Below are 22,516 nucleotides of genomic sequence, written 5' to 3' on the forward strand. Positions count from 1 at the left end.
GCAACTCCTGAATCTTCATCAGCGCGGATTCCCTTCCGCCGGTTGGAGCTTGGCTCATGGAAGCGACACCTCGGCAACACTGGATGGGTCGAAGTCCTCGAACCTCACCCTGCCCAGCTCCGCCGCCGAGTAATCCCGGATGTTGGTCGCTTCGGTCTCGATATCCACGACCTTGCGTCTCACCCCGTCAACCCAGCAGGCCTCGTCCGCGGGCGCATAGCGGAACCGGTAGGTGCTGCTCCAGCGCTCGCGGCTACCGCCGTTGGTGATCACGCTGAAGGTGCCCTTCTCGACCATTGCATACGCAAAAGGGTCGCCGGCCAGGCCACCTCGGGTGGAACACGGCACCAGCTTGTCGTTGCGCGCGGCCAGCTGCCAGCGCCCGCGCCCATCACCGCGCAGCAACAGCAGCACCCGGTTTGGCCCGTGCTGGCCGGGCACCAGCCCTTCCGGCGTCGGCTGGTCGATGACCAGCAGCTGATACTCGATGCCATCGCCGTTGAGTTCGCCCCTGACGGCTTCCAGCAGGTTCGCACCGGACGGAACAAATGCCAGGGCATCGTCCATGTGTGCGCCAACCCTGTCTTCCATCCCCTCCCACTCCTTCAATGTGGTCATGCCGATACCCGCCTCCCTGCCCAGCCGGAATGCGGTACTCCGGCTTATCCGCGATCGCGCGGACAGGGATCATAGCCTTGCGTACGGCAAGACAGCGATGATGGCGAGCGTTACCCGATGCAGGGGCTGACAGAGTCCTCATTGGACGGAAGAACTCCTGCATTCGGCGGCACTGGCGCGTCATTTTCATGACGCGCGAGGAGCTTACCGCGAGGCGTTCTGCCGCGTCGAAGTCCGAGGAAATCGAAAAGCGGAATTGATCACAGAAAACGAGGCTTAGCGTGAATGGCGCCTTACCTGATGAACAGATCTGCCGTGCAGGCCGTTCTGGCGATCCCGCATTGCCCCTGCGGCAGCTGCCTCCATGCCGCCTTCGCGTTGCATTGCTGCATAGCGACAATGACCGCTCCCTGTTCGGACATGGCGGTGGCAACGCTGGTGGTTTCAGTGCCCAGGCCCGCGTGGGCGACCGCCACGCATTGCGCCTGGAACAGGGTCGCCAATGTGCATTCGCCCTTCCCGAACTCCTTGCACTCCTTCATGGATGCGCGCTTGGCCTTGCTCCGCGAACGCATCGAGTTGCTGATGAAGGTATCGCCGCGGGCATCCATTGCCACGCCGCGCACGGTCTGCGCCCAGCTGGGGCGATTGTTGTACGGAGAGCCCGAGCTGTTCACCGGAATGGGTGCACAGCCCTGTACACCCTGGCCAACGATGGGATACATGCCCTGCGGGCAGTTGCCTTCGGCAAGCGCGTTGAATGGCAACATGCCTGCAATCAGCAGGCACGGGAGGAAAGCGAGGTGGATTCGTTTCATGGGGAGACTCATCCCTTTGCTGCCCATTGTGAAAGGTGGGACGGCCTGAGCGGACGATCGTTGCCCAAACTTGCCTCCCGGATTGGGAGGGCTCCGCAGAGCAAACAAGGCCCAGGCTGGCCGGGTACCAGATCATTGGAGAACTCGGCGATTCCAACCGGAGTGCTCTGCAAGCCCCATGGTCGCGCAGCCACGCTGAACGCTCAAGGTCAATCGCGTCAGACTGTGCATCAACGCAGGCTAGACTGAAGTAAATCACCCAGTTGAAATAGAGCCGGGGCACAGCAAGCTACTGGCGATCACATAGACGCCGTCGCACCAATATCGCCTTCACGTCGGCATGTCGAAGCTTGCCCTAGCCGTTGCCCTGAGAAATCAACACGCTCCAGATACTGGCCGTCAGGATCCTTTAGCTAGAACGCCTCATAGACCGGCTCAGAACACGCTGAGTAGGCGACTTTGCATTGCGTTCCAGCCGGATCCACGCAGATCTTTTGTGCCTGCGCAATGGCTTCCTTCAAGTCTTGACCGCTCGCAACGCCACCACGCGCCCCATTGCCTTGGCTCTGAGGAACGACCCAAGCGGCGCACTGGTTTCGGTACGCGATGAGTATTCGGCAGTCGCGAGCAGCGCGCATGCCGCATCCCTCGAGAGCGACACGCTCCGCATCCTCTTTCGTCGCCCTCCCTGTCGCCACGCCTGCTTCGTTCGTACTGGGCGAGGAAGCAATGGCACCCCACGTCTTATGCCACTGGCCAGCGGGTTCCGCCCCACGGGCGCTCCCCCCCGCTCCAGGGATGGGGGCACACCCCCCCACCCCTTGATCGCCGATGGGGTACTGGCCGGCCGGGCATCGGCCCTCCGCATTGGCGTTATTGGCAACGAGGAGTGCAGCAAACAGCAGCGTCAGAGTCACGAACGCCGGATTACCGCGTAAAGGTTTGAAATCGGCCATTGTCTTGAATCTCTGAAAATTCACGGCGCCTCAGTCTCACAACTCATTGAGCTGTTGCATTTCCTCGCATACCTGGGCTTTGAGTCGGAGCAATCGCGTTATTGACAACAGGGGAGGTTGCTGCGACAGGCGCCCCCACCGAACCACGATCTCCCGACGGCGCCGGCGGCGGGGCCGACATGCCCGGCGGACGACCATCGGCACTCGGCGAGGCACTTGCGCCACCGCCTATCTGCGAATATGCCATGAAGGTGCCCAGGGTACCCTGGAAGAACATCGCTGCCATTGGGGGTGTAGTCAGGATCAACGCGGTGAGGATCAGGCCCATGCCTCCCTGCTGCATCGCCTGGCTGGTCATGCCGTCGGACATGCTTTCCTTGAGGATGAACTCCTGCACCAGCGCTGTGGTCCAGAAAGTGGCCGCTACACGTACCACCATGTCCAGTGCAATGGAGACCATCGCTGCAAGTACGGCCATGGAGAACATCGTGCCGATGCCGTAGAACAGCCAACGTTGGAATAACTGCTTGGTCTGGTCGAACAACAGGCAGAGGATGAACAGGGGGCCAAAGCCGATGAACAGCGCCATGGCGATTTCATACAGCATCAGCATCGCACCAGCGGTGATGGCTGGACCTGCGGTGCCCATGCCGATGAAGAACAGTGCCCGCTTCTTGTCCTCCAGCAGCTCCCCGTCATTCATGATCTGGATGGCGTCGATACTGGAAAGCGCCACCTGCATCCATGCCAGGCTCTTGTCGATCTGAGCTTCGGGTGACTCGTTCGAGCCCGTCACAACCTTCGTGATTTCTGCCTTGACGTCGTGGGTGAGGAAGCTCTGCAGATTGGTGCCGAACGCGCCCATCGTGGTGGCCGCGCTGACGATCAACGCCGCACGCGCCATATTTGTCACCAATACCATCATTGAGTCCCGGCTGCGGCCGGTCACGATGCGGAAGCCCTGCACCAGCACCCACAGGGTCATGAGCGTGAGGGCGATGCCGCCGACCCACTGCATCATTTCCCCCATCATGTCGATGCCGAACTTGTTTATCTTTCTTCGCAGGAAGTCGAAGATGAACTTGAAGAACACGAAATCCCCGATCGACTGGACACGCGCAACGTGCCCCATCAAATCCTGGAATCCGCCATTGAAGTCAAAATTGGCAATCGACCTGATCATTTCCGCAATCCCTTGATGTATCCCTACCGGACAACCTCATGGAGCGGGTGCCTATGCACCTGCCCCGAGCGGCGTCAGTCGACGTGCAAAGCGCGTTCCAATGCAGCCGTCTTGACCAGCTGCGAGATGACGCCCGGCTTGCCCTTCAATGCCACGCGCGCCAGCACGCGCTGATTGGCCATCATTGACTCCTGATAGGCGTCGTAGGACCGCATGCGCGCCTCCCACTCCTGCTGCAGCTTGGAAATATCGTTTGCCGTACGCAGGGAGTCACTGTTCACGGCCGAAAGAGTTCCCGCAAGATTGCCATCGGCGCCGCCTCGCCAGCCCATGATCTCAGACAACGACGCGTTGATACTGGGAATGGTCTTCTCGATGAAATCCACCGTCTCGTTGCGCTTCCGGTTTTCCATCATCTGGATGTTGACGCACAGCTGCTGCTGCTGCGCGTAGAGATCACCGGAGGTATCCAGCACAAACTTCTTCAGCAGGCTGCCAGCGCTGAAGCCCGCAGATGTACGGCAGAGGTCGGCGACCATATAGTCGTCTGGAACCCGCTCCAATGTGGCGCCTGGCGGCAAGCCGAAGTTGTTGATCATGCCCTGGATCTGGACAAGCGCGTTCTGATATTCCTGGAACGTCCTTCTCCAGCGATCAACCTGAGCCGCATACTCCAGCCCATCAGCCTTGAGCTGTGCTTTTCCTTGGGCAACATCCTTCAGCGCCTGCGCGAGATTACTGAAGTCGATAACAGGGTAGCCACCGGCCGAAACCGACGTGGCGGAGAACATGACCATGCTCCCCAGCAGGATGGCTGCCAGGCGCTTCTGACGCAGACCGCGGTGGCGCTTGTGAATTCGGGATGTCATGCTCATGTTCTTCTCCAGGGGAATGGATTTCATTCGGCGCTGTCTGATCCAGGGCTTTCAAGCCGCATCGGTTTTGGCAGAGGCCTTGTCTCTACCAGAGCCCTTTCGGTTCTTGTAGAAGTCCTCCAGCCACTGCTCCGGCGTCAGCTCATCCACGGTGATCCGATTGCGGACTGCAGCCGTCTGCAGCACCCGATGCATGATGTCGATGTTGTCGGTCGAGGCCGAGATCACCGACAGGATGTCGTCCATGCCACGCAGGTTGAGCTGGCAGACACTGGAGGCATGGCCCTGCTTGACCAGGAAGCAGCGCGAGCGCTCGTCCAGTGCCGTGACCACCTTGAACTCCGCCTCGGTCAACTTCAGGCCGTCCATGTAGTCGCTCTTGCTGGCGTTCGGGTTCGGCAGCAGGATAAGCGTGGCGGTCTGCTCGATCAGGGCAGCGGAGATATCACTCTTCAGCGCGTCTTCCGGGCTCTGCGTGGCGAAGATGCCCAGGCCGTTCTGCTTACGGATGGTCTTCTGCTTGTTCTTCGCGAACTCCTTCAGGCCACCCTCGCCGTCCAGGATCTTCCAGAATTCGTCCATTACATAGATCAGCGGTCGACCGTCGATCAGCGATTCCAGGCGGTGCAGCAGGTAATTGATGACCGGGACGCGCACTTCGGGATTGTCGATGATGTCGGTGTAGTCAAAGCCGATGATGTTGGCCTTGCTCAGATCCACCGTATCGATCGGATTGTCGAAGACCCAACCCAGCGAATTGCCCGAAGTCCAACGGCGCATGCGCGCATAGAGGCCGTCGTCGCCCATGTTGGGCAGGCTCTTCTGGAAGTTGGTCATGCTGCGCAGATGCATCGGCGTATCGAGCATGCTCTCCACCGCACGATAGATGTCCTCTTCCTCGCGGGCGCTGTACTCGCGCTTGCCGGCCAGCACCTTGATCAGGTCGGCCAGGAACTGCACGTTCGCTTCGTTGTTCTCGCACTGGAACGGGTTGAAGCCAGTCGGCGCACCGTTCTCCAGGGCCAGATAATTGCCACCGCAGGCACGCACGAAGATCTCCGCACCACGGTCCTTGTCGAAGAAGAAGATGGTCGGTGACGGTTCGTACTTCTGAACCTGGCTGAGCAGGAAGTTGATCAGCGCGGTCTTGCCGGTACCGGACTTGCCGATCACCATGGTGTTGGCGATCGCCTTCTCACCCAGCGAATTCTCGGATGGATGGGTGGCATGGAAATTGAAGTAGTACGGCTGGCCGTTGGTGGTCTGCAGCGTGGTCACGCAGTCGCCCCACGGGTTGTTGTGCTGCTTGCCGGTGGCGAAGTTGTGCAGCGGCGACAGGCCGAGGAAATTCAGCGAGCTGACGTTGGCCAGCCGCGTGCGGAAGCGCCAGTTGGCCGGCAGCTGCGAATAGAACGACGAGGTGACTGCCAGATCCTCCTTGGTCGACACGAAACCGGCGTTGGACAGCTCGGCACGGGTCGAGGCCACGTTCTGCGACAGCTTCGCCTGGCTGTCGCCATACACCGCGATGATGAAGTGGTATTCGCCCAGCACGAAGTTGCCTGACGACAGATGATCCATCGCCTGGTCGAGTTCGACGATCTGACTGACCGCCTTGTCGCCCGACGAGATCATCATGCCCTTGGTCCGGTCCAGCACCTTCAATGCGTCCTGACGCCCCATCGGGCTGAACGAATGGGTGATGACGTACTCGTAGTCCAGATACTTCAGACCATTGAGGATGCCCGGATAGGTCCCCTCGGCATATTCCTTGACATTCAGGATCGCGCCGAAATGATTGACGCCATTGGGCGTATTGATCACGAAATCGCCGGTCTTGGCCGAGAACATATGACGGCTGACCGGAAGATAGTCTTTCACAGGCGCCGACAGCACCGGTACCGGCTCATCGATGCGGTTGATCAGGTAGCCGAACAGCTCAAGCGTTTCGGAAAACACCACGCCGTTCTTGGCTTCGTACATACCGAGCCGGTAAGGCGCGTAGTCGCGGATCACAGCCTCGACGTTGCCGGCGAGCTCCATCAGCTTCTCGACGGCCTGCTCCTGCTCGGCGCGCAGCTTGTCCACGTTCGCGGACTTCTCCACGAAGCGCTTTCCCGCCACCACCGGGCGATAGATCATCGTCAGGTACAGCTCGTTCTGCATGATGCGCTGGGAGGACAGCATGCCCATGTACTGGTCGGACACATCCTGGTTGAAGCGCTGCTTGTAGTAGCTCTTTCCCTTCAGGGTGCGACGGCGCCGGATGTCATGCACCCAGAAGGCAACGTTGACGAAATCCGGCGCGCGCAGCGTCTGCAGCAACCGGTTGAAGGTGTTGTGCCGATGCTCAAGCTCCCATTCTTCGCGCCCCACGAACGGCAGCCCTTCCAGGTGCCACGTCAACAGGTAGTCGCCGCCCGTGGTCTTCACCACATTCGGAGCCACGTGCGACGACAAGGGGATGAATTCGCTGATGGAGGTATCTGGGTTGAACATACGACTGCTTCCAAAAGGTACTGCCGACAAAGATGCGGAGTTGGCCAGGCGGGCGTTCAACGCCCGCCTGGCCGGATCCAGCCCTCAATCCCTGGGGGCTGGCTTGTTGCGGTAGTGATTCGGGTTGAACACCCACATGCCATCATGCTCCTGCACGTTGCGCACCTTGAGCTTGAACATCAGGCGCAGGCCCAGCAGGCGGAAGATCATCTCGTCACGCTTGGCCATCTGCCGCATGATGAAAATGGCCACCGGGATGGTCAGCAGAAACCAGAAGTTCGTGTACATGCTCAGCAGCAACAACCCACCCGCCACCATGAAAAATGGCAGGTAGGGAACGCCCAGGAACATCGCTGGGCGCGTGCAGCCCCGGAACAGGACGTTCTTATGCACTGTAGTACTGGACGGCGTGCTTGATCATTTCAAACGCCATGCCAGCGCCGTCGCCACCACCGACCTTGTCGCAGCTGCCAGCCTCCTTGCCGAGCAGCATGCGCGCGATCTGGCCTGCCGCGCCGATCAGCACACCGCCGATGAGGATCGGGGCCACGTCACCGATGCGCTTGTGGGCAAATGCGATCTGGTAACCGGCGAAGATCACGGCGATCGTGACCACGGCGATCGAGGCCATGTTCAGCAGACCGTTGATGTTGGAGAAGAAGCCGCAGACCTTGCCATCGGTGCCGCCGAAGTCGGTACCGCCTGCCAGGGCCTGGGGAGCGAACACGGCACCTGCGAATGCGACGGCCATCAGCATGGTCTTCAGCGTGCGCTGGGCCTGGACGAGGTCGAGATTGAATCGCTTCATGGATTGATTTCCTTGTTGATGGACTAACACAACTGAATCGACCAGCCGGGGGACCGGTCGCACCACGACTTCGTCAGAACACGAAGGCCGCATCCCCTGCGGGAATCTGCTGCACCGGCGCACGGGGCGCCGGTGCGTTGTAGAAATTCTGGGTGTCCGCTGCCGGCGCGTTACGCTCATTCCAGGGGCGCAGCATCACCGGCGCGTTCGCGCCAGCAGCCATCCCGGGCAGCTGTTGCGGCGTGGCTGCCCCACCGTGCGCCGCACCAGGCTGCTGATACTGCTGCGGAGCCTGCTGCGGCATGTCGTTTCCGCCCTGCGCCTGTGGCTGCATCATTCGATCGACCGAACCCAGCACCACGCGCGATACCGCTTGGTCGGCGATGTTCAGCAGGCTGCCGCGGGCCATCGCACCGGTGGATGGGTAAACGGTGTAGGCCCGGGCCGGGTCATTGGACGGCACGTACACCGGCGCACTGGCCTGGGCGACGATGCGTGCCTGGGCCGGCGAGGCCGTCTGCGGATGATGTTCGACCCTGACCACCCGACGCTCACCACGGCTGACCACGTCAATCGGCGCGACGCCGTTGCTTGCGACCTGCTGACCGCGGCGGATCGAGTCATAGATCTTCTGCACGTACCCGTGACGGAAGCCGGTCTCGAAGTTGCCCGAGTAGTAGCAGCTGAACGACTTGCCCCAGTCACCACCGGAGCGCTTGTAGCAGTCGGCGAGGATGCGCGAACCCGCCTGCAGGTTCGGGCACTGCTGGAAGGCCTTCTCGTAGGAATCCAGCCCGTACTTGCCCAGGTTGTAGCGGTTGACCTGGGCCAGGCCAATGGAGAAGTTGTAGCCCTTCTCCTCCAGCATGCGAACGGTGGCCAGCGCCTCGTCGAGAGCCTTGGGCTGGCGCACCAGGGCGCCGCCGACCACGCCGATGGCATAGGGGTTGCGCGACGATTCCACGTTGATGACGTGCTGCATCACGTCCATCGAGACGGCCATTTCCGGGCACGCCATCATTTCCAGTCCTGGCAGCATTGGTCAGCCCTCCTGCCCCTGGGCACGCCCAGGATTGAAGTCGATGCCGGTGATGTAGCGCGAGCCGGCATGCGCCTTGATATGCACGACGATGTCGATGGTCATCATCAACAGTCGCTTGATCACGTTGAACTCCAGGCCCGAACCCTCCGCCGAGGCCTTCACCATCAGCGCCAGCTGATCCCACGTCTGCTCCGGGCTGCCGGCATGGCAGCTGGTGATCGATCCCGGGTGGCCGGACGCGCAGTTGCGGATGAAGTAGAACGCTTCGTCACCGCGCAGCTCGGCCAGGATGATGCGTTCGGGCTTCATGCGCAGGCAGGCTTCCATGCAGCTCTTGGCCGTCACATTGCTGGTGCTCTGCCCGCCCTTGGAATACAACAGGTGCACAACGTTGGGTTGGGTCAGGAACAGCTCGCGCGCGTCCTCGATGGTGACCAGGCGCTCGTTGTCCGGGATATGGTTGACCAGCGCCTTCATGAAGGTGGTCTTGCCGCTACCGGTCGCACCGGATACCACGATGTTCTTGCGGTACATCACCGCACGCCGGAAGAACTCGGCGTACTCTCGCGAATGACGCAGCTCCAGCAGCTCGCGATCCTGCTCGCTCAGACTGCCATCCTGTTCCAGGATCTGGTTGAAGAAACCATCCTCGTGGTACTGGGTGAGCGACTTGGTGTGCTTGGACGGCAGGCGGATCGTGATCGAAACCTTGCCGGCATCACAGGCAGGTGGAATCACGAACTGCGCACGCTGGCCGGTGGGGAACGTGAGCGACACCACCGGATCGGCATCGGTGATGCGCTGGCCGGTGTTGCTCTCGTTCACCACTGCCGTGCAGAACTGCCGGGCCCGCTCGAAGGTCAGGCCCGGCACGTCCACCCGCTGCCACCCGGCCCGGGTTTCCAGGTACAGCTCACCGGGACGGTTGATGCAGATTTCCGTCACTTCCGGGGATGTCATGTACTCGGCGATGCCCAGCACTTCGTACTGATAGCGCAGGAAATCGCTGGAAACGAGGGCGAGGGGTGACACTTCGGCGTCCATGGTTGTTCTTCGGGTTACCGGCGCGGGTTGAGCACGTTGGTGAAGTCAACGTCCTTTGCGACGTAGACGTTCACGATGGTGCCCTGGTTGATGGTTACAGTCGGCGGGCGATTCGAACTGGTCAGGGCTTCGTTGGCGAGACGCTCCATCGTGCGCGCGGTGGCGCTTTCATAAGGCGAACGAACGGCGAAACCATTGCTGGAAACCGTCGTCGACTCTGGGCCATGCTCGGCTGCGGCGTACTTGAAGGCGTCGGCGATCAGGCTGATCATCAACGCCGATGCAATGCGACTACCCCAGTGCGCGCTGTACTGGCCAGGATGACCGGCACCACCCAGCTGATCCACGCCCGGGCTGGACATGGCCACGTCGATGCCATTGGGCGTGGTGATGCGATCCCAGATCACTTCCACGCGCTTGCCCTTGGGACCGCCACCGTACGCACCATAGATCTTGGACCCCTTGGGCAGCAGCAGGCTGCGGCCGTTGATCGAGTAGACCGGTTCGGTCAACAGGCACGACGTATAACCTGCAAGATCGGTGATGATGCGGGTCTCGAGTACACAACGCAGATAGGTGCCACGCACCAGCAGTGCGTCGGGGCTCCGGATGTAGGAAGCATTGGACACATCCTCCACATCAGGCCCGCGGCGCACCTTGGCCGGCGGAGCATTGCCGTTCTGCGCCTGCAGCGCAGCCAACGTGGCCTGCATGTAGGGATCGTCGTTGTCCCCTGCTGCGGCTTGGCCGCCAGCGTCGCCCGTGCCCACGCCTGCGCCACCACTACCGGCAATGCGGCGATCCAGCAGACTCGGGCCACGCTCGACCTCGCGCTCGGGTTCGGCACGAGGAATGAACGTCGGGCCCATCGTTTCCTGCGGCGGTGGCGGCAGCATCGGAATGGGCTCGGCGGCTTCCCGGGCGGCCTCGCGAATCGCGGAGGGTGCAATGATCGGCAGGTCGGGGGTGCTCGAACGTGCAACCTGCGGCGGCGCCTTGGCTTCTTCAGTGTCTTCCTTGCCCTTGCGCAGCAGCAGGAAGCCCATGGCCAGCAACAACACCAGGATGCCGCCGAGGAACAACAGCGCCTTGCGGTTCAAGCGCTGCTCTTCCGCAGAGCGAAGCTGTGGGGCACTGGCATCCAGATCCGGCGCCGCCTCTGCCTGCGCGTGCCCGTAGTAAGGGTTCGCCGGTGGCTCCTGAGCCGCAGGCCCCTGTCCGTACGGAGACGGATTCGGATCGTTTTCGGGAGTGTTCTGCTGGCTCATTTCTTCACGTTCCTTCGCAGGCCGACGACGAAGTCGCCGTGGCGGATGACCAGGTACGGGTACGTCCCGTGCACGATCAGCGTATTGCCCTCAACCGTGGTGTTGACCACGAAATCCTCGCCATACTCCTTCTCGCGACCGAATACGGCCGGGAAGATACCGGTCTTGTACTCGGGCGAGTTGGGCAGTTTCAGATAGGTGAAACGGCCATCGTCGTAGGCGTTGACCGGGACCAGCCATCCCATCTTCTTGGCCTTGCTGGTCGAATAGGAGTAGTTGAAGTTGTATTGGCGATCCTTGGCCAGCTCGGTACTGAGCAGCGGCTGCGCCTCCTCCTCGACCGCCGACTGGGCAGGGCCGAACACAGTGTCATTCGGATAGACGAATGCGATCTTGTACTGCACGCCGGCGCGACGGGCCTGCTCAAGCTGGCGCCAGTCGGTGGCAACGACCTTCAGCTCGAAAATGTACGAATGGGTCTCGGTACGCACCATCATGTTGGTGTCGACATCGACGTTCTTCGGCTTGAGGTAGAACACGTTCTCGCGACGGGTGAGTTCCCAGCCGCTGCTGAAGCCGGTGCTGTAGTCGAGGATCTTCTCGTTCGGGCTCAGCTCGATCTGGGTGGTGAGGCCCAGGCCGGTGCGAACCGGGTAGATGCGGTCCTTCTCATACTCGTAGTGGTCAACTGCCTGTGCCATCGCCGCGCTGGAAAACACCAGCGACAGCAACGACAGCAGCGCCCACGCGCTTACCCTGATTTTTCGACTACTCATCGGTTGCTTGCTCCATCAGCATTTCCGGTGGAATGGTTCGGTGCCGGCATCATTGCCGGCTGTCCCGGCGCGCCCTGCCCCGGCATCGGCTGCCCCTGCATGGGCGCACCCTGCATTGGCTGCATCTGCCCATTGGCCGGCACTGCGACAGGCTGACCGGTGGCGGGATCGATCATGGTGGCTGCGCTCGGATTGTTCGGAACGTACATGCCCTGCGCCTGTTGTGCAGCGAGCTGTGCCTGTTGCGCAGCATCCTGGGCCTGCTGCTGCATGGCACCGTCATCCGGCACGGGCACGCCGCGCGCATAGTCGTTGTCGACACGGTACTCCGTGACCTGGAACGCCAATGGATTGAGCACGCGGTCCTGTTCGGAGAGCGCCAGATTCTGGTTGTACTGGAAGCGCATGGTGACCAGCTGGTTGTCCAGATAGGTCGATGCACCGCTGCGCTTGTCGAGCAGGCTGCGCTGGATGCGCACGGACGCGCCACGGAAGCTGCCGTTCGCCTGCACGCCCAGCGGGGTGATGCTGAGGATCTTGACCCTGATAGCCTTGCCCCGGCCGTACATCACGAACGGATTCTGCGGATTGTTGCTGGCATAGCGCTGCTTCATGCTTGCGGCGACGGCATCACTGGACATCACGAACACCAGTTCCCAGTCACGCAGGCCCATCACCGCCGAGTCATACGATTCGCGCGCGAGCACGTACTGGGCGACGTTGCTGCGATTGATCGCTTCGTTGGTGGTGATCGTCTCGCCCTGGAACGTGCCACTCAGGCGCGCGACGGTCGCGGTACCCGTGTAGGCATCGGCCATCACCAGGAACGGCACCTTCTCCTTCAGCGGCAGCATGTAGTAGTAGCCGCCCGCCAGTGCGAGCGACATCAGCAACGAGCCTGTGGCGACCCACCATGCGCGCCGCTCGCTGCGGCGTGCCATGTCGGCCACGGTGATCTCGTAGCTGACCGCCTTGGCGACCGACTGCTCGACCTTGGGACTATTGCCGGGATCCTTCTTGCGGAACATGGATTCTTCCGTACTGCTGAAACATCAATGGGCGTGGCACCCCTGCGACAGGCGCGGGGAGCGGCACGTTCGATGATTTCGAGGTGGACTCAGGTGCCGCTGTTGGAATCAGCGCCCTGCGCCGACGCGGTCGGCGTCGAGCCAGCGCTCTGCACAACGATCTGGTTGCCAACGATGGAGACGGAGATGCCCTGCGCTGCATAGGCTGCGGTCAGATCGATCACGGCCTGCTGTGCGTTGGTGGTGTCGATGTTCGAGACCGCGCCATACAGGGTGAAATCCGAGCTGAGGCGGTAGTCCAGCGTGCGCCCGGAATCCTTGGCCCAACGCTCGAGCATGGCTTTGAGCGTGCCATCCATCGGCGAGGCCTGGTAGACGTAGCTGGAGTACAGCGGAATTTCGGTCGTCGTCGCAGCAAAGCGGTTGACCGGCTTCCAGCGGCCTCCGAAATCCGGAGCGGACTTGGTGGCGCAACCGGCCACCATCAGCGCCGCCACTGCGGCGATGGACATTTTCGCGATAAACGCCTGATTCATACGGGCTTCACTTTGACGTACGAAAAAGCAGTCCCGAGCATTGGTCCCCTGGTCGTCCGGCGCTGCATCGCGCACGCCGGAATCGGAGGGACACGCTGTGTGCAGCGCACCCACTCCGGCTCCCCTGCAGCCCAAAGGCTGCCAACCAGGTCGCGGGGCCATCGGCGCAGCCGACAACACATCCGCATACCTCACCAACGTCGAAACCATCCTTGTTTCCATGGCACAAACTCCTGGCCACCCTGCTGCTACATCTTTGACATCCAGCACACACTTCTGGACGACAGACACAGGGTCGCACAACCACGCGTCAATTCCATGTCAGACAAGTCTGAAAATCTATGAACAAATGCCAAATTCTTGACCGAAATCACGAATTCACATTCTTAACTTCGAATCAAATTCACAAATTAAGCGTCGTGAATTAGACATTCAGCATCGGAACGTCCACCTTCGGCAGCAGCCTCGAAGTGAAGTAGCGGTCCTTGTAGTAGCGGATCTTGTCGCACTTCACCGGATGCGGTATGCCCTCATACAGGAACACCTCCATGTCCGGCCCCATTGCCTTCAGCTCCTGCGGCAGCATCAGCGCGCGCCGTTCCTCGGTGAAGTTGTGGGTCTTCTCGCGGGCATGGGTGACGTTCTTCTTGCGCACCGTGGTGTAGCCCAGCATGTCCGAATAGTCATTGGCATCCTGTTGCTCACGCGGCGCGTACAGGATCTGCAGGGCATGGTTGGTGATGATGGTGCGTGACACTTCCCGGCCGTAGGTGGCGTCGAGCTGGGACATGCTCTGGATGATCGGCAGCAGGCGGATGTTGTAGCCAGCCATGTAGGACACCGCCGAGGCGATGATCTCCACTTTGCCGATCGAGGTGAATTCGTCCATCAGCAGCAGGCACTGGTACTTCAGGTCCGGGTTGGACTTGGGCAGTTCCTTGGTGTTGAGGTTGATCAGCTGGCTGAAGAACAGGTTGATGATCAGCCGGCTCTCGGCCAGCTTGTTCGGCTGGATGCCGATATAGATGGTCATCTTCTTCTTGCGGACATCAGTCAGCAGGAAGTCGTTGCAGCTGGTGGCCTTGTCCAGCACCGGATTGATCCAGGGATTGAGCGGTTCCTTGAAGGTGCCCAGGATCGAGGCGAAAGTCTCGTCAGCCTGGGACAGCATGTTGGCGAATGCCGAACGTGCGTTGGCGCTGAGGAACGGCCGCTCCGACAGGGTCTTGAGGTACTTCTTCAGGTCGGTGCCGTCGCCGGAGGACAGACGGTACACCGCACCGAGCGTGGGCGTGCCGGCGCCGCCCGGGAAACCGCTACTGCGCTCGTCGTCCCAGTTCTCGAACAGATACAGGGTGAACGCCATGAACGCGTTGCGCGCCTGGCTGACCCAGAATTTCTGGTCCTCGGCCCCGTCCGGATACAGCATCGCGGCGATGCTCATCAGGTCCGACACCCGGAAGGCCGGATCATCGGAGACGTAGCTGAGCGGGTTCCAGCGGTGCGTGCGCCGGTCCTCGGCGAAGGGATTGAACAGATAGATTTCCTGGCCCTGGCTGGCGCGCCAGCCACTGGTCAGGTCGAAGTTCTCCTGCTTGATGTCCAGCACGACCAGTGATTCGCCGTACTCCAGCAGGTTCGGGATGACCACGCCCACGCCCTTGCCCGAGCGGGTCGGCGCGGCCAGGATCACGAACTGCTGGCCATCCAGGCGCACCAGCTTGCCGCCATGGCTGCCGACCACGATGCTCTGGCCGGTCTTCTTGAACATGCCGTGCTTGGCCAGGTCGGCGCCGGTGGCAAAGCGCGCATCGCCGTGCAGCGAGCGCTTGTCCTTCTTCAGCAGCAGCACCAGGCCGGCCACCAGCAGCACCAGCAGGGGCAGGCCGAAGCCCACGTAGCCCGCCCATTTGATCTTGCCCACGAAGGGCGCGACCTGCGGTTGGCCGATGGCGTGGACGTACTGGTAGTAGGTGTTCCAGGTGAACAGCTGGGTGTCCAGCCCTAGGAACAGCAGGGTCAGATAGCCAGAAAACACGAAACCGAGCAGCAGGGTCGCCAGCGTGATGATGGCGATGAGCAGATACTTCTTACTGGGCAACACCCGAATCCTCCATGATGCGCACGCGGCGCGACGGCCTAGCGGTGGCGCCAGCGCGACGCCTTCTTCCGCAGGTGGTTCTCGTTTTCCAGCCCGGGCTCCTCGCCCTCTTCACGCACCAGTTGCAGCAAGCGTTGGCGCGCTTCGGCCAGTGATATCAGGTCGGTCAGACGATCCCCATCGTCGGCGACGACCGCATGGCCGACCACGTCGCCGGGAGCGTACACCGGCTCGTAGGACACCGCTACCAGCTGATAGCGCCCACGGGTTTCCAGCACATGCCTGAATTCCTGCATCTCACTCCTCCTTGTCGGGGCAGCACTGCGTCCCCTGCCTCGCCATCATGCCCGTGGCAGCGTCATGGGCGCATCCACAACCGCTGCGGCGTTTGCGCGAAACTGTGCGCGGATATCCAAGGAGACTGCAATGGACTGGGTAGCACTTGCCCGCACGCTGGCCACCGAGGCCCACGCGGGGCAGATCGACAAGGCCGGCCAGCCTTACATCGGCCATGTGGCGCGGGTGGCGGCTGCGGTGCGCGGCGACGATGACGCCGAAGTGGTGGCCTGGCTGCATGACGTGGCCGAGGACTGCCCGGCGTTTGCCGCACGGATCGAGGTATTTCCCGCACCGCTGCGCGAGGCGGTGCAACTGCTCAACCGCGATGCAGCACCCGACGCGGACAGCTACTACGCGCGCGTTGCCGCCCACCCGCTGGCACTCAAAGTGAAGCGCGCCGATCTGGATGACAACGCCGATCCACAGCGGCTGGCGATGCTGGACGGAACCACGGCAGGGCGCCTTCGCGACAAATACGCTCATGCCCGGGCGGCGCTGGGCATCTGAGCCGGCCGCTAGGTGGCGCGGAGGGCCGGCGTGTCACCGATCAAACGCTGATTTACCCTGAGTGCTGCTGCTCCTGCTGCAGTGCAGCAGTACAATGGACGGCTCCCCGCCCCATCGCGCCCCCGCATGAGCCCCAACTCTTCCCTGGCTGCGCGGCTGACGCCACGTCAGCGCACCCTGATCATCCTCGCCCTGTCACTGGGTGGCTTCGCCATCGGCACCAGCGAGTTCGCCAGCATGGGCCTGATGCTGGAGATCAGCCGCGGCCTGTCGATTTCCGAAACCCAGGTCGGGCACCTGATCAGCGCCTACGCCATCGGCGTGGTGGTCGGCGCCCCGATCCTCGCCTTCGTGGGTGCCAGCTTCCCGCGCCGCAAGCTGCTGCTGGCGCTGATGGGCTTCTACGCGATCGGCAACCTGGCCAGCGCGCTGGCACCCAATTACGGCACGATGCTGGTGGCACGCTTCGTCGCCGGCCTGCCGCACGGCGCCTACTTCGGCGTTGCGATGCTGGTGGCGGCTGCGATCAGTCCTGCCGGCCAGCGCGGCCAGGCGATGTCGCGGGTGCTGCTGGGCCTGTCGATCGCGATCCTGGTCGGCAATCCGTTGACCACCTGGCTGGGCCAGCAGTTGAGCTGGCGCACCGCCTTTGCCCTGGTCAGCGTGCTGGCCATTGCCACGGTGGCGATGATCGCGCGCTTCCTGCTGCCGGACCCGGACGAAGTGCGTACCTCGCCGATGCGCGAACTGCGCGCCTTCAACACTCCCCAGGTGTGGCTGGCGCTGGCAATCGGTGCGGTCGGCTTCGCCGGCATGTTCTGCGTGTTCACCTACCTCGCACCCACCCTCGTGCAGGTCACCGGCGTGGCCGAATCGTGGATGCCGCTGGCAGTAGGCGTGTTCGGCATCGGCGCGATCATCGGCAACATCGCCGGTGGCTGGCTGGTGGACAAGTTCCACTTCAAGGCCGCCGCCGTGGTGCTGCTGTGGTCGATCGTGATGCTGCTGCTGTATCCGCTGGCCGCGCAGTCGGTGTGGACCATCGGCCCGATGATCATCACGGTCGGCACCATGGGTGCGCTGGCGGCGGTGCTGCAGACGCGACTGATGGATGTGGCCGGCGAAGCGCAGACGCTGGCGGCCGCCTCCAATCACGCCGCCTTCAATACCGCCAACGCACTCGGCCCGTGGCTGGGCGGCATGGCGATCAGCGCCGGCTTCAGCCCGGCCAGCACCGGCTATGTCGGTGCAGCCACCGCGATCGGCGGCCTGCTGCTGTGGTGCGTGGCGGTGATGCTGGACAGGAAGCGCAAGACCGTCGCCGCCGGCAACCACTGAAGAACGGACGACCGCATCCACAGGTCCATCGGTCGACTGCGCGGTTTTTGTCGCGCTCCTGACGCGCGATGAACACATTTCGTGGATGTGCATTTGGGCACAGTGCAGCCGACGCCGTTTTCTCGGCCTGCACCGGACCCGCAATGCACCACCCTCGCGCCCCTGCCCGCCACGATGCCATCGCCTTGCAGGCCGGCATGCTGGGCAGCGTGCTGGGGGTGGCGTTGTCCAAGGCCATTGCCTTGTCCGCGTTGGCAGCCGGTTCGATGATGGGGATCGGGCTGTGGGTGGTGGCCTGTGCACTGCTGGCTGCGTGGGCGCTCGCAGCCTATCTGGCCTGCCTGGCGCTGAGCCGTCGTGTGTTCGTGCTGATGGTGGCGCTGTGCATGGTGCTGATGATCTGCATCGCCTGACCCAGCAGGGGCCGGACTATCGCGCATTTGTTACAGAATAACAAGTGCAACGGGTCCGATTGTGCATGCCCGGCGTCACGGATTTGAATTCCATGGCCATCCTGGCATTACCCGAGGCCATCCCATGAACCTGCAGCCTTCATTCCGCGCCACCCTCACTGCCATCGCTCTGGCGTCGCTCAGCGCCTGCGCCACCTACGACGACAGTGCCATGCATCCGGCCTGCCAGGAGTCACCCCATCTGAAGGATCTGCCACGCGAGGTCGCTGCCCGCGAGAGCCGTTGCAACAAGGGTGTGGAAGTGTGGTCGAGCGAGCGCGGCGGCAGTGACAAGCCGCTGGACCTGAGCGGAAAGAAAAAGGATCTCTGAAATGGAGCGCTGCCGGTTGCCGCGGCTGTCTTGATCATGTCCATGCACCTGGCTGACTGGCCCATCACAACCGGCGCGCGACGATGGGGTCTCCCCACCCTGTCGAGATTCAGATGCCGGACACTGCCCACCCTGTCATTCGCGCGTTCGAGGCCGTGTTCGATCTGTCAGGGGGCGTGCAGCGCATCACCGCGCTCACGGTCACCTGCCGGCATTGCACATCGACCAGTTCGGCCAGTGAGGACAATCTGGTGCACTTGCCAGGTGGAGCATTGTTCCGCTGCGACGGGTGCGGCTGCCATCAACCGGTCAGCCATGCCCGGCTGTCGGACTGGCAACCGGCGTCGTTGCTGGGTATCTGAGGACCGCAACGTGGCAATGACTGTGGAACAGCGGAAAATACTCCAGGCCATCGCCGCTGCAGAACCGGTGCGCGGTGATGCCGCAACGTGGGCGGTGACCGCCGGATGGGCTGTACAGGCAGAGGACGGGGATATCGATCTCACCGAGGCTGGCCGGGATGCGCTCACCGCGCAGGCAGGTCGTGAGGGCTAGACCCGCCGCTCAGGCCAGCGTCGCCTCCCTTCGCGCTGCGTCGCGATAGCGGCAACCTGCGGAACAAAGGGTACATCGCTGCCACGTCGGCGGCGAAGTGGCGAGGTCTTTCATGTCGGCGGTGTGCAGAGCGTCATGACATGCGCTGGGCTATGCTGCGCCACCTTCCTGCGCCAATGGCGGCCATGCATCCTTTTCCCCTGCCAGTCTCTGCACCTGATCAGCTCGCTTACCGACTGCTGCAGGACAGTGACTGGGCCCGCTCGGCCACTGCCGCAAGCGCACCCGCCGAACTTCGCACGTTGCTGGCGATGATCCTGGATTCGCCAGAACCCCTGTGGCTTGCCTGGGGCAAGGAAGACAAGGCGTTCTTCTTCAATGATGCGTACCTGCCCATGCTGGGGGAAAAACTGCACGGCGCGATGGGCAATCGCCTGGAGGATGTCTGGGAGGACGTATGGCCGGACGTGGTGCAGGCCGTCAACGATGCCTTCGCCGGCACCAGCCGCAGCTTCAAGAACCTCCCGTTGATGATGGATCGCGACGGCACGCTGCGTGAAACATTCTGGACGTTCTCCTATTCGCCGCTGCGCGTCGGCTGCGGCAGCGTGGCCGGCATCCTGTGCGTGGTCAGCGAACAGACCGAACGGGTGATCGAGCGCGACCTGCACAGCCGCCAGGTCGCGGCGATCACCGAGCAGGCGCGGGAGGCCCATCTGGAACTGGTGCGCGCCCGCGAGCAGCTGCGCCAGTCGCAGAAGCTGGAGGCGATCGGCCAGCTCACCGGCGGGGTGGCCCACGACTTCAACAACCTGCTGCAGGTCATCACCGGTTCGGTAGACATGCTCCTGCACACGTGGCCGGCAGACGACACCCGGCGCCGCTACATCCAGGCCATTGCAACAGCGTCGGACCGCGCCACCAAGCTGACCGCGCAACTGCTTGCATTCTCGCGTCGCCAGAGCCTGTCGCCGGAGGTCTTCGACCTCTGCGAAAGCGTGCACGCGCTCTCGGATATCATCACCACGGTACTTGGCGCGCGCATCCAGGTGTCGTTGACATTGCCCGATACACCGATGCCGGTACTGCTGGACCGGACCCAGCTGGACACTGCATTGATCAACATCGCGGTCAATGCCCGCGATGCGATCGAGGGACACGGCAGGGTGACCATCCAGGTGGAGCAGGTAACCGCCGTGCCTTCGGTGCGCTTCGCCGCGCCGATGAAGGGCGACTTTGCCGCAATCAGTGTGACCGACACCGGAGCGGGCATCGACCCTGCGGTGGTTGACCGCATTTTCGAGCCCTTCTTCACCACCAAGAGCGTGGGCGCCGGGACCGGACTCGGTCTCAGCCAGGTATTCGGCTTCGTCAAGCAGTCAGAAGGCGAGGTGGACGTGCAGAGCCAGGCCGGCGCCGGCACCCGCTTTACGCTGTACCTGCCGCTGGCGCAGGCAGGAGAAACGACGGAACGGCCGGCGGCGCAATCGGGGCTGCAGCATGGGCATGGCGTCTGCGTGCTGGTGGTGGAAGAGAACGTCGACGTGGCCGAATTTGCGGTGGGCGCCCTGCGCGAACTCGACTACAGCGTGGTCCTTGCACGCAATGCGGACGAGGCCCTGGCCGAGCTGGAACGGGATGCCTCGCGCTTCCATGTGGTGTTCAGCGACGTGGTAATGCCGGGCATGAACGGCCTGGATCTGGCCCGTGCCATCCGCGCCCGCTTCCCGGAGCTTCCGGTGATCCTCACCAGCGGCTACAGCGAATTGCTGGCGCGGGATCCTGGCCATGGCTTCACCCTGCTGCGCAAGCCGTACTCATTGAAGCAGCTGGCCTCGGTGATGACCGAGACCGCGCGCCGCGCGCTGGCTGTGGTGGCATCGCCCTAGCCGGTCGCTCCCCGCGGCGGACCGAACCAGCATTCCAGCGAGGGCGCCAGCCCCGACGCATCGCCGCCGGCATCGCAGGCCCAGGCCACGATACCGTCAGGGCGGACCAGCAACGCACCCAGTCCCATCGCATCGCGCGCCGTGGATATCACGCAGGTAACCGAGCGTTGCCAGCGCGCAAAGACCGGGCCGAGTGAAACGCCGGTATCGAGCCCCAGCAGCACGCCCTTCCCTGCGCGCAGCAGCTCCCCCATGCGATCGCCATTGGCCAGCTGGACGTCAGGCACGCTTTGGCCAACCCACGGATGCTCGCCGTTGAACACCGCTGGTTGTGCCACGCCCCACAGCCGCTCAGCGAGATAGGTGGCACCGTCGCGGGTCGCGGCCAGGTCGGCGAAGACCGCCGCCAGCGCGCGCTGCCCTGGGCCTGGTCGCATCAACGCCACCTGCGCACGCGACCAGTCGAGCACCCGGGCGCCGATCGGATGACGCTCAGCCTGATAGCTGTCCAGCAGCGTCTCGGCGGCGTCGCCTCGCGCCACGGCGGCCAGCTTCCACCCCAGGTTCATCGCATCGCCGATGCCGAGATTCAGGCCCTGACCTCCCAGCGGCGAATGCATGTGCGCCGCATCATCAGCCAACAGCACGCGGCCGCTGCGATAGGCCGTGGCCTGGCGCCCGGCATCGGTCCATGTGGTGGCCAGATGCAACGCGGCGATCGTTGCCTGCCGCCCGGACACCCGCCGCAGCAACGCCTGGGCGGCGTGCAGGTCCAGTGGCCCGCGGTGGCCTGCGCCACCGTCGAAATCGGCCAGCGCCAGCACGCCCGGCGGGTTGAAATTGCACATGCCGTATTCGGTGAACTGACGCCCCGGGGTGAGCACCGACGGATCGGCCAGTTCAACCTGCAGCGTGTACCCGGTGAACTCCGGCGTGGTCCCTGCGAACACGAAGCCCGATTGCTTGCGTACCGTGCTGCGGGCGCCGTCGCAACCGACCAGCCAGCGGCCCCGCATCAGCCCGCGAACGGTCTGCACCTGCATCTGTGCGTCGTGTGCCTGCACTGCCTGCACCGTACAGCCCCGCTCGATCTGCACACCCAGTGACACTGCGCGCTCGGCCAGCACCGCCTCCAGCGACTGCAGCTCCACCGCCATCTGGGTGGGTACCGGGGTCGGCAGGCGATCACGCCAGCGCCCGCCGTCCACGTCATCCAGGGCGAAAGGAATGCCGGCGAAGTGGCCTCCCAGCGGCCGCGGTTGCGCCAGCCAATGGGCGGTGCCGGGCGGCGGTGCGCCCTTGTCCGGCTTCAGCACCTGGCGGGCCGCGACCGCGTCCAGCAGGCCGCGCCGATCCAGCGCTTCCAGCGTGGGCGCGTTCAAGCCGCGCAGGCCAAAGGGCAGGCGCTTCAGGGCTGAATCGGGCGACTCAGCCTGCTCCAGCAGCAGGACCGAACAGCCGGCCTGGGCCAGCTCGCAGGACAGGAACAGGCCGACCGGGCCGGCCCCGGCAATGACAACGTCGTACAGCATCAGGATCCCCGCTCTGCGCCG

22 protein-coding genes and 1 pseudogene are annotated in these 22,516 nt (G+C 63.0%); 7 read left to right on the plus strand and 16 right to left on the minus strand.

The features are described 5' to 3' along the window. Nucleotides 1-54 precede the first annotated feature (54 nt). The 15 genes and pseudogenes from WDC87_RS14110 to WDC87_RS14180 form a co-directional block, all read right to left on the minus strand. Nucleotides 55-591: a hypothetical protein gene (locus WDC87_RS14110; protein WP_088497922.1), complete on the minus strand. Its 537-nt coding sequence runs from the start codon at nucleotides 589-591 to the stop codon at nucleotides 55-57. Nucleotides 592-911: 320 nt separating this feature from the next. Then, complete coding sequence (locus tag WDC87_RS14115) at nucleotides 912-1,463, minus strand: DUF4189 domain-containing protein (protein ID WP_242015800.1); 552 nt, start codon at nucleotides 1,461-1,463, stop codon at nucleotides 912-914. Nucleotides 1,464-2,435: 972 nt separating this feature from the next. Further along, nucleotides 2,436-3,575 (minus strand): type IV secretion system protein, encoded by a 1,140-nt coding sequence (locus WDC87_RS14120; protein ID WP_242015799.1) that lies wholly within the window; start codon nucleotides 3,573-3,575, stop codon nucleotides 2,436-2,438. Between the two features lie 74 nt (nucleotides 3,576-3,649). Continuing rightward, nucleotides 3,650-4,450, minus strand: a complete 801-nt coding sequence (locus WDC87_RS14125) for a hypothetical protein (protein WP_188240852.1) — start codon at nucleotides 4,448-4,450, stop codon at nucleotides 3,650-3,652. 51 nt (nucleotides 4,451-4,501) lie between these two features. Next, nucleotides 4,502-6,949, minus strand: a complete 2,448-nt coding sequence (locus WDC87_RS14130) for a VirB4 family type IV secretion/conjugal transfer ATPase (RefSeq protein ID WP_252744525.1) — start codon at nucleotides 6,947-6,949, stop codon at nucleotides 4,502-4,504. An 84-nt stretch (nucleotides 6,950-7,033) separates the two neighbouring features. Continuing rightward, nucleotides 7,034-7,342: a VirB3 family type IV secretion system protein gene (locus tag WDC87_RS14135; protein WP_012480639.1), complete on the minus strand. Its 309-nt coding sequence runs from the start codon at nucleotides 7,340-7,342 to the stop codon at nucleotides 7,034-7,036. Next, nucleotides 7,335-7,757, minus strand: coding sequence for a TrbC/VirB2 family protein (locus WDC87_RS14140; protein ID WP_033833163.1), 423 nt, complete (start codon nucleotides 7,755-7,757; stop codon nucleotides 7,335-7,337). The genes WDC87_RS14135 and WDC87_RS14140 overlap by 8 nt, the downstream gene beginning before the upstream one ends. Before the next feature lie 562 nt (nucleotides 7,758-8,319). Further along, nucleotides 8,320-8,784, minus strand: a pseudogene (locus tag WDC87_RS14145) (lytic transglycosylase domain-containing protein); the annotation flags it as partial. 15 nt (nucleotides 8,785-8,799) lie between these two features. Further along, complete coding sequence (gene virB11, locus WDC87_RS14150) at nucleotides 8,800-9,843, minus strand: P-type DNA transfer ATPase VirB11 (RefSeq protein ID WP_188240850.1); 1,044 nt, start codon at nucleotides 9,841-9,843, stop codon at nucleotides 8,800-8,802. 14 nt (nucleotides 9,844-9,857) lie between these two features. Beyond that, nucleotides 9,858-11,111 (minus strand): TrbI/VirB10 family protein, encoded by a 1,254-nt coding sequence (locus tag WDC87_RS14155; protein WP_188240849.1) that lies wholly within the window; start codon nucleotides 11,109-11,111, stop codon nucleotides 9,858-9,860. Next, entirely contained in the window at nucleotides 11,108-11,887 is a 780-nt protein-coding gene (locus WDC87_RS14160) for a TrbG/VirB9 family P-type conjugative transfer protein (RefSeq protein ID WP_252744522.1), read from the minus strand. The genes WDC87_RS14155 and WDC87_RS14160 overlap by 4 nt, the downstream gene beginning before the upstream one ends. Then, entirely contained in the window at nucleotides 11,884-12,915 is a 1,032-nt protein-coding gene (locus WDC87_RS14165) for a type IV secretion system protein (RefSeq protein ID WP_188240848.1), read from the minus strand. The genes WDC87_RS14160 and WDC87_RS14165 overlap by 4 nt, the downstream gene beginning before the upstream one ends. Before the next feature lie 89 nt (nucleotides 12,916-13,004). Further along, nucleotides 13,005-13,451 carry a hypothetical protein gene (locus WDC87_RS14170; RefSeq protein WP_032954281.1) on the minus strand — a complete coding sequence of 149 codons (447 nt, stop codon included), beginning with the start codon at nucleotides 13,449-13,451 and terminating at the stop codon, nucleotides 13,005-13,007. A gap of 424 nt (nucleotides 13,452-13,875) precedes the next feature. After that, nucleotides 13,876-15,555 (minus strand): type IV secretory system conjugative DNA transfer family protein, encoded by a 1,680-nt coding sequence (locus tag WDC87_RS14175; RefSeq protein WP_061480696.1) that lies wholly within the window; start codon nucleotides 15,553-15,555, stop codon nucleotides 13,876-13,878. 35 nt (nucleotides 15,556-15,590) lie between these two features. Next, nucleotides 15,591-15,848 carry a hypothetical protein gene (locus tag WDC87_RS14180; protein WP_005417248.1) on the minus strand — a complete coding sequence of 86 codons (258 nt, stop codon included), beginning with the start codon at nucleotides 15,846-15,848 and terminating at the stop codon, nucleotides 15,591-15,593. Nucleotides 15,849-15,978: 130 nt separating this feature from the next. Between WDC87_RS14180 and WDC87_RS14185 the strand changes: the two genes are divergently transcribed. The 7 genes from WDC87_RS14185 (at nucleotide 15,979) to WDC87_RS14215 (ending at nucleotide 20,963) form a co-directional block, all read left to right on the plus strand. Continuing rightward, nucleotides 15,979-16,398 carry a phosphohydrolase gene (locus WDC87_RS14185; RefSeq protein WP_188240847.1) on the plus strand — a complete coding sequence of 140 codons (420 nt, stop codon included), beginning with the start codon at nucleotides 15,979-15,981 and terminating at the stop codon, nucleotides 16,396-16,398. 126 nt (nucleotides 16,399-16,524) lie between these two features. Then, on the plus strand, nucleotides 16,525-17,736 hold the full coding sequence (locus WDC87_RS14190; RefSeq protein WP_005417252.1) for an MFS transporter: 1,212 nt from the start codon (nucleotides 16,525-16,527) through the stop codon (nucleotides 17,734-17,736). 143 nt (nucleotides 17,737-17,879) lie between these two features. Then, entirely contained in the window at nucleotides 17,880-18,149 is a 270-nt protein-coding gene (locus WDC87_RS14195) for a hypothetical protein (RefSeq protein ID WP_072168098.1), read from the plus strand. Nucleotides 18,150-18,273: 124 nt separating this feature from the next. Beyond that, entirely contained in the window at nucleotides 18,274-18,519 is a 246-nt protein-coding gene (locus WDC87_RS14200) for a hypothetical protein (protein ID WP_072168099.1), read from the plus strand. Nucleotides 18,520-18,632: 113 nt separating this feature from the next. Continuing rightward, the gene (locus tag WDC87_RS14205; RefSeq protein WP_005417258.1) at nucleotides 18,633-18,881 is read left to right on the plus strand and encodes a hypothetical protein; all 249 of its coding nucleotides are present in this window, start codon (nucleotides 18,633-18,635) and stop codon (nucleotides 18,879-18,881) included. Nucleotides 18,882-18,891: 10 nt separating this feature from the next. Beyond that, complete coding sequence (locus WDC87_RS14210) at nucleotides 18,892-19,074, plus strand: hypothetical protein (protein ID WP_336331306.1); 183 nt, start codon at nucleotides 18,892-18,894, stop codon at nucleotides 19,072-19,074. Nucleotides 19,075-19,259: 185 nt separating this feature from the next. Next, entirely contained in the window at nucleotides 19,260-20,963 is a 1,704-nt protein-coding gene (locus WDC87_RS14215) for a PAS domain-containing sensor histidine kinase (RefSeq protein ID WP_252745305.1), read from the plus strand. Here WDC87_RS14215 and WDC87_RS14220 read toward each other — a convergent pair. Continuing rightward, complete coding sequence (locus tag WDC87_RS14220; protein ID WP_252745306.1) at nucleotides 20,960-22,495, minus strand: FAD-dependent monooxygenase; 1,536 nt, start codon at nucleotides 22,493-22,495, stop codon at nucleotides 20,960-20,962. The two genes, WDC87_RS14215 and WDC87_RS14220, sit on opposite strands and share 4 nt — an antisense overlap. Between the last annotated feature and the right edge of the window lie 21 nt (nucleotides 22,496-22,516).

Origin of the sequence: Stenotrophomonas maltophilia group sp. Smal12, assembly GCF_037079935.1 — a bacterium.
Lineage (GTDB): Bacteria > Pseudomonadota > Gammaproteobacteria > Xanthomonadales > Xanthomonadaceae > Stenotrophomonas > Stenotrophomonas sepilia.

What these genes read in the sequence shown, in the direction of transcription:
- WDC87_RS14190 (WP_005417252.1), top strand. Translation starts at nt 16,525, where the DNA reads ATGAGCCCCAACTCTTCCCTGGCTGCGCGGCTGACGCCACGTCAGCGC.
- virB11 (WP_188240850.1), bottom strand. Translation starts at nt 9,843, where the DNA reads ATGGACGCCGAAGTGTCACCCCTCGCCCTCGTTTCCAGCGATTTCCTG.
- WDC87_RS14140 (WP_033833163.1), bottom strand. Translation starts at nt 7,757, where the DNA reads ATGAAGCGATTCAATCTCGACCTCGTCCAGGCCCAGCGCACGCTGAAG.
- WDC87_RS14215 (WP_252745305.1), top strand. Translation starts at nt 19,260, where the DNA reads ATGCATCCTTTTCCCCTGCCAGTCTCTGCACCTGATCAGCTCGCTTAC.
- WDC87_RS14165 (WP_188240848.1), bottom strand. Translation starts at nt 12,915, where the DNA reads ATGTTCCGCAAGAAGGATCCCGGCAATAGTCCCAAGGTCGAGCAGTCG.
- WDC87_RS14180 (WP_005417248.1), bottom strand. Translation starts at nt 15,848, where the DNA reads ATGCAGGAATTCAGGCATGTGCTGGAAACCCGTGGGCGCTATCAGCTG.
- WDC87_RS14155 (WP_188240849.1), bottom strand. Translation starts at nt 11,111, where the DNA reads ATGAGCCAGCAGAACACTCCCGAAAACGATCCGAATCCGTCTCCGTAC.
- WDC87_RS14120 (WP_242015799.1), bottom strand. Translation starts at nt 3,575, where the DNA reads ATGATCAGGTCGATTGCCAATTTTGACTTCAATGGCGGATTCCAGGAT.
- WDC87_RS14125 (WP_188240852.1), bottom strand. Translation starts at nt 4,450, where the DNA reads ATGAGCATGACATCCCGAATTCACAAGCGCCACCGCGGTCTGCGTCAG.
- WDC87_RS14160 (WP_252744522.1), bottom strand. Translation starts at nt 11,887, where the DNA reads ATGAGTAGTCGAAAAATCAGGGTAAGCGCGTGGGCGCTGCTGTCGTTG.
- WDC87_RS14200 (WP_072168099.1), top strand. Translation starts at nt 18,274, where the DNA reads ATGAACCTGCAGCCTTCATTCCGCGCCACCCTCACTGCCATCGCTCTG.
- WDC87_RS14205 (WP_005417258.1), top strand. Translation starts at nt 18,633, where the DNA reads ATGCCGGACACTGCCCACCCTGTCATTCGCGCGTTCGAGGCCGTGTTC.
- WDC87_RS14130 (WP_252744525.1), bottom strand. Translation starts at nt 6,949, where the DNA reads ATGTTCAACCCAGATACCTCCATCAGCGAATTCATCCCCTTGTCGTCG.
- WDC87_RS14115 (WP_242015800.1), bottom strand. Translation starts at nt 1,463, where the DNA reads ATGGGCAGCAAAGGGATGAGTCTCCCCATGAAACGAATCCACCTCGCT.
- WDC87_RS14110 (WP_088497922.1), bottom strand. Translation starts at nt 591, where the DNA reads ATGGAAGACAGGGTTGGCGCACACATGGACGATGCCCTGGCATTTGTT.
- WDC87_RS14220 (WP_252745306.1), bottom strand. Translation starts at nt 22,495, where the DNA reads ATGCTGTACGACGTTGTCATTGCCGGGGCCGGCCCGGTCGGCCTGTTC.
- WDC87_RS14170 (WP_032954281.1), bottom strand. Translation starts at nt 13,451, where the DNA reads ATGAATCAGGCGTTTATCGCGAAAATGTCCATCGCCGCAGTGGCGGCG.
- WDC87_RS14195 (WP_072168098.1), top strand. Translation starts at nt 17,880, where the DNA reads ATGCACCACCCTCGCGCCCCTGCCCGCCACGATGCCATCGCCTTGCAG.
- WDC87_RS14185 (WP_188240847.1), top strand. Translation starts at nt 15,979, where the DNA reads ATGGACTGGGTAGCACTTGCCCGCACGCTGGCCACCGAGGCCCACGCG.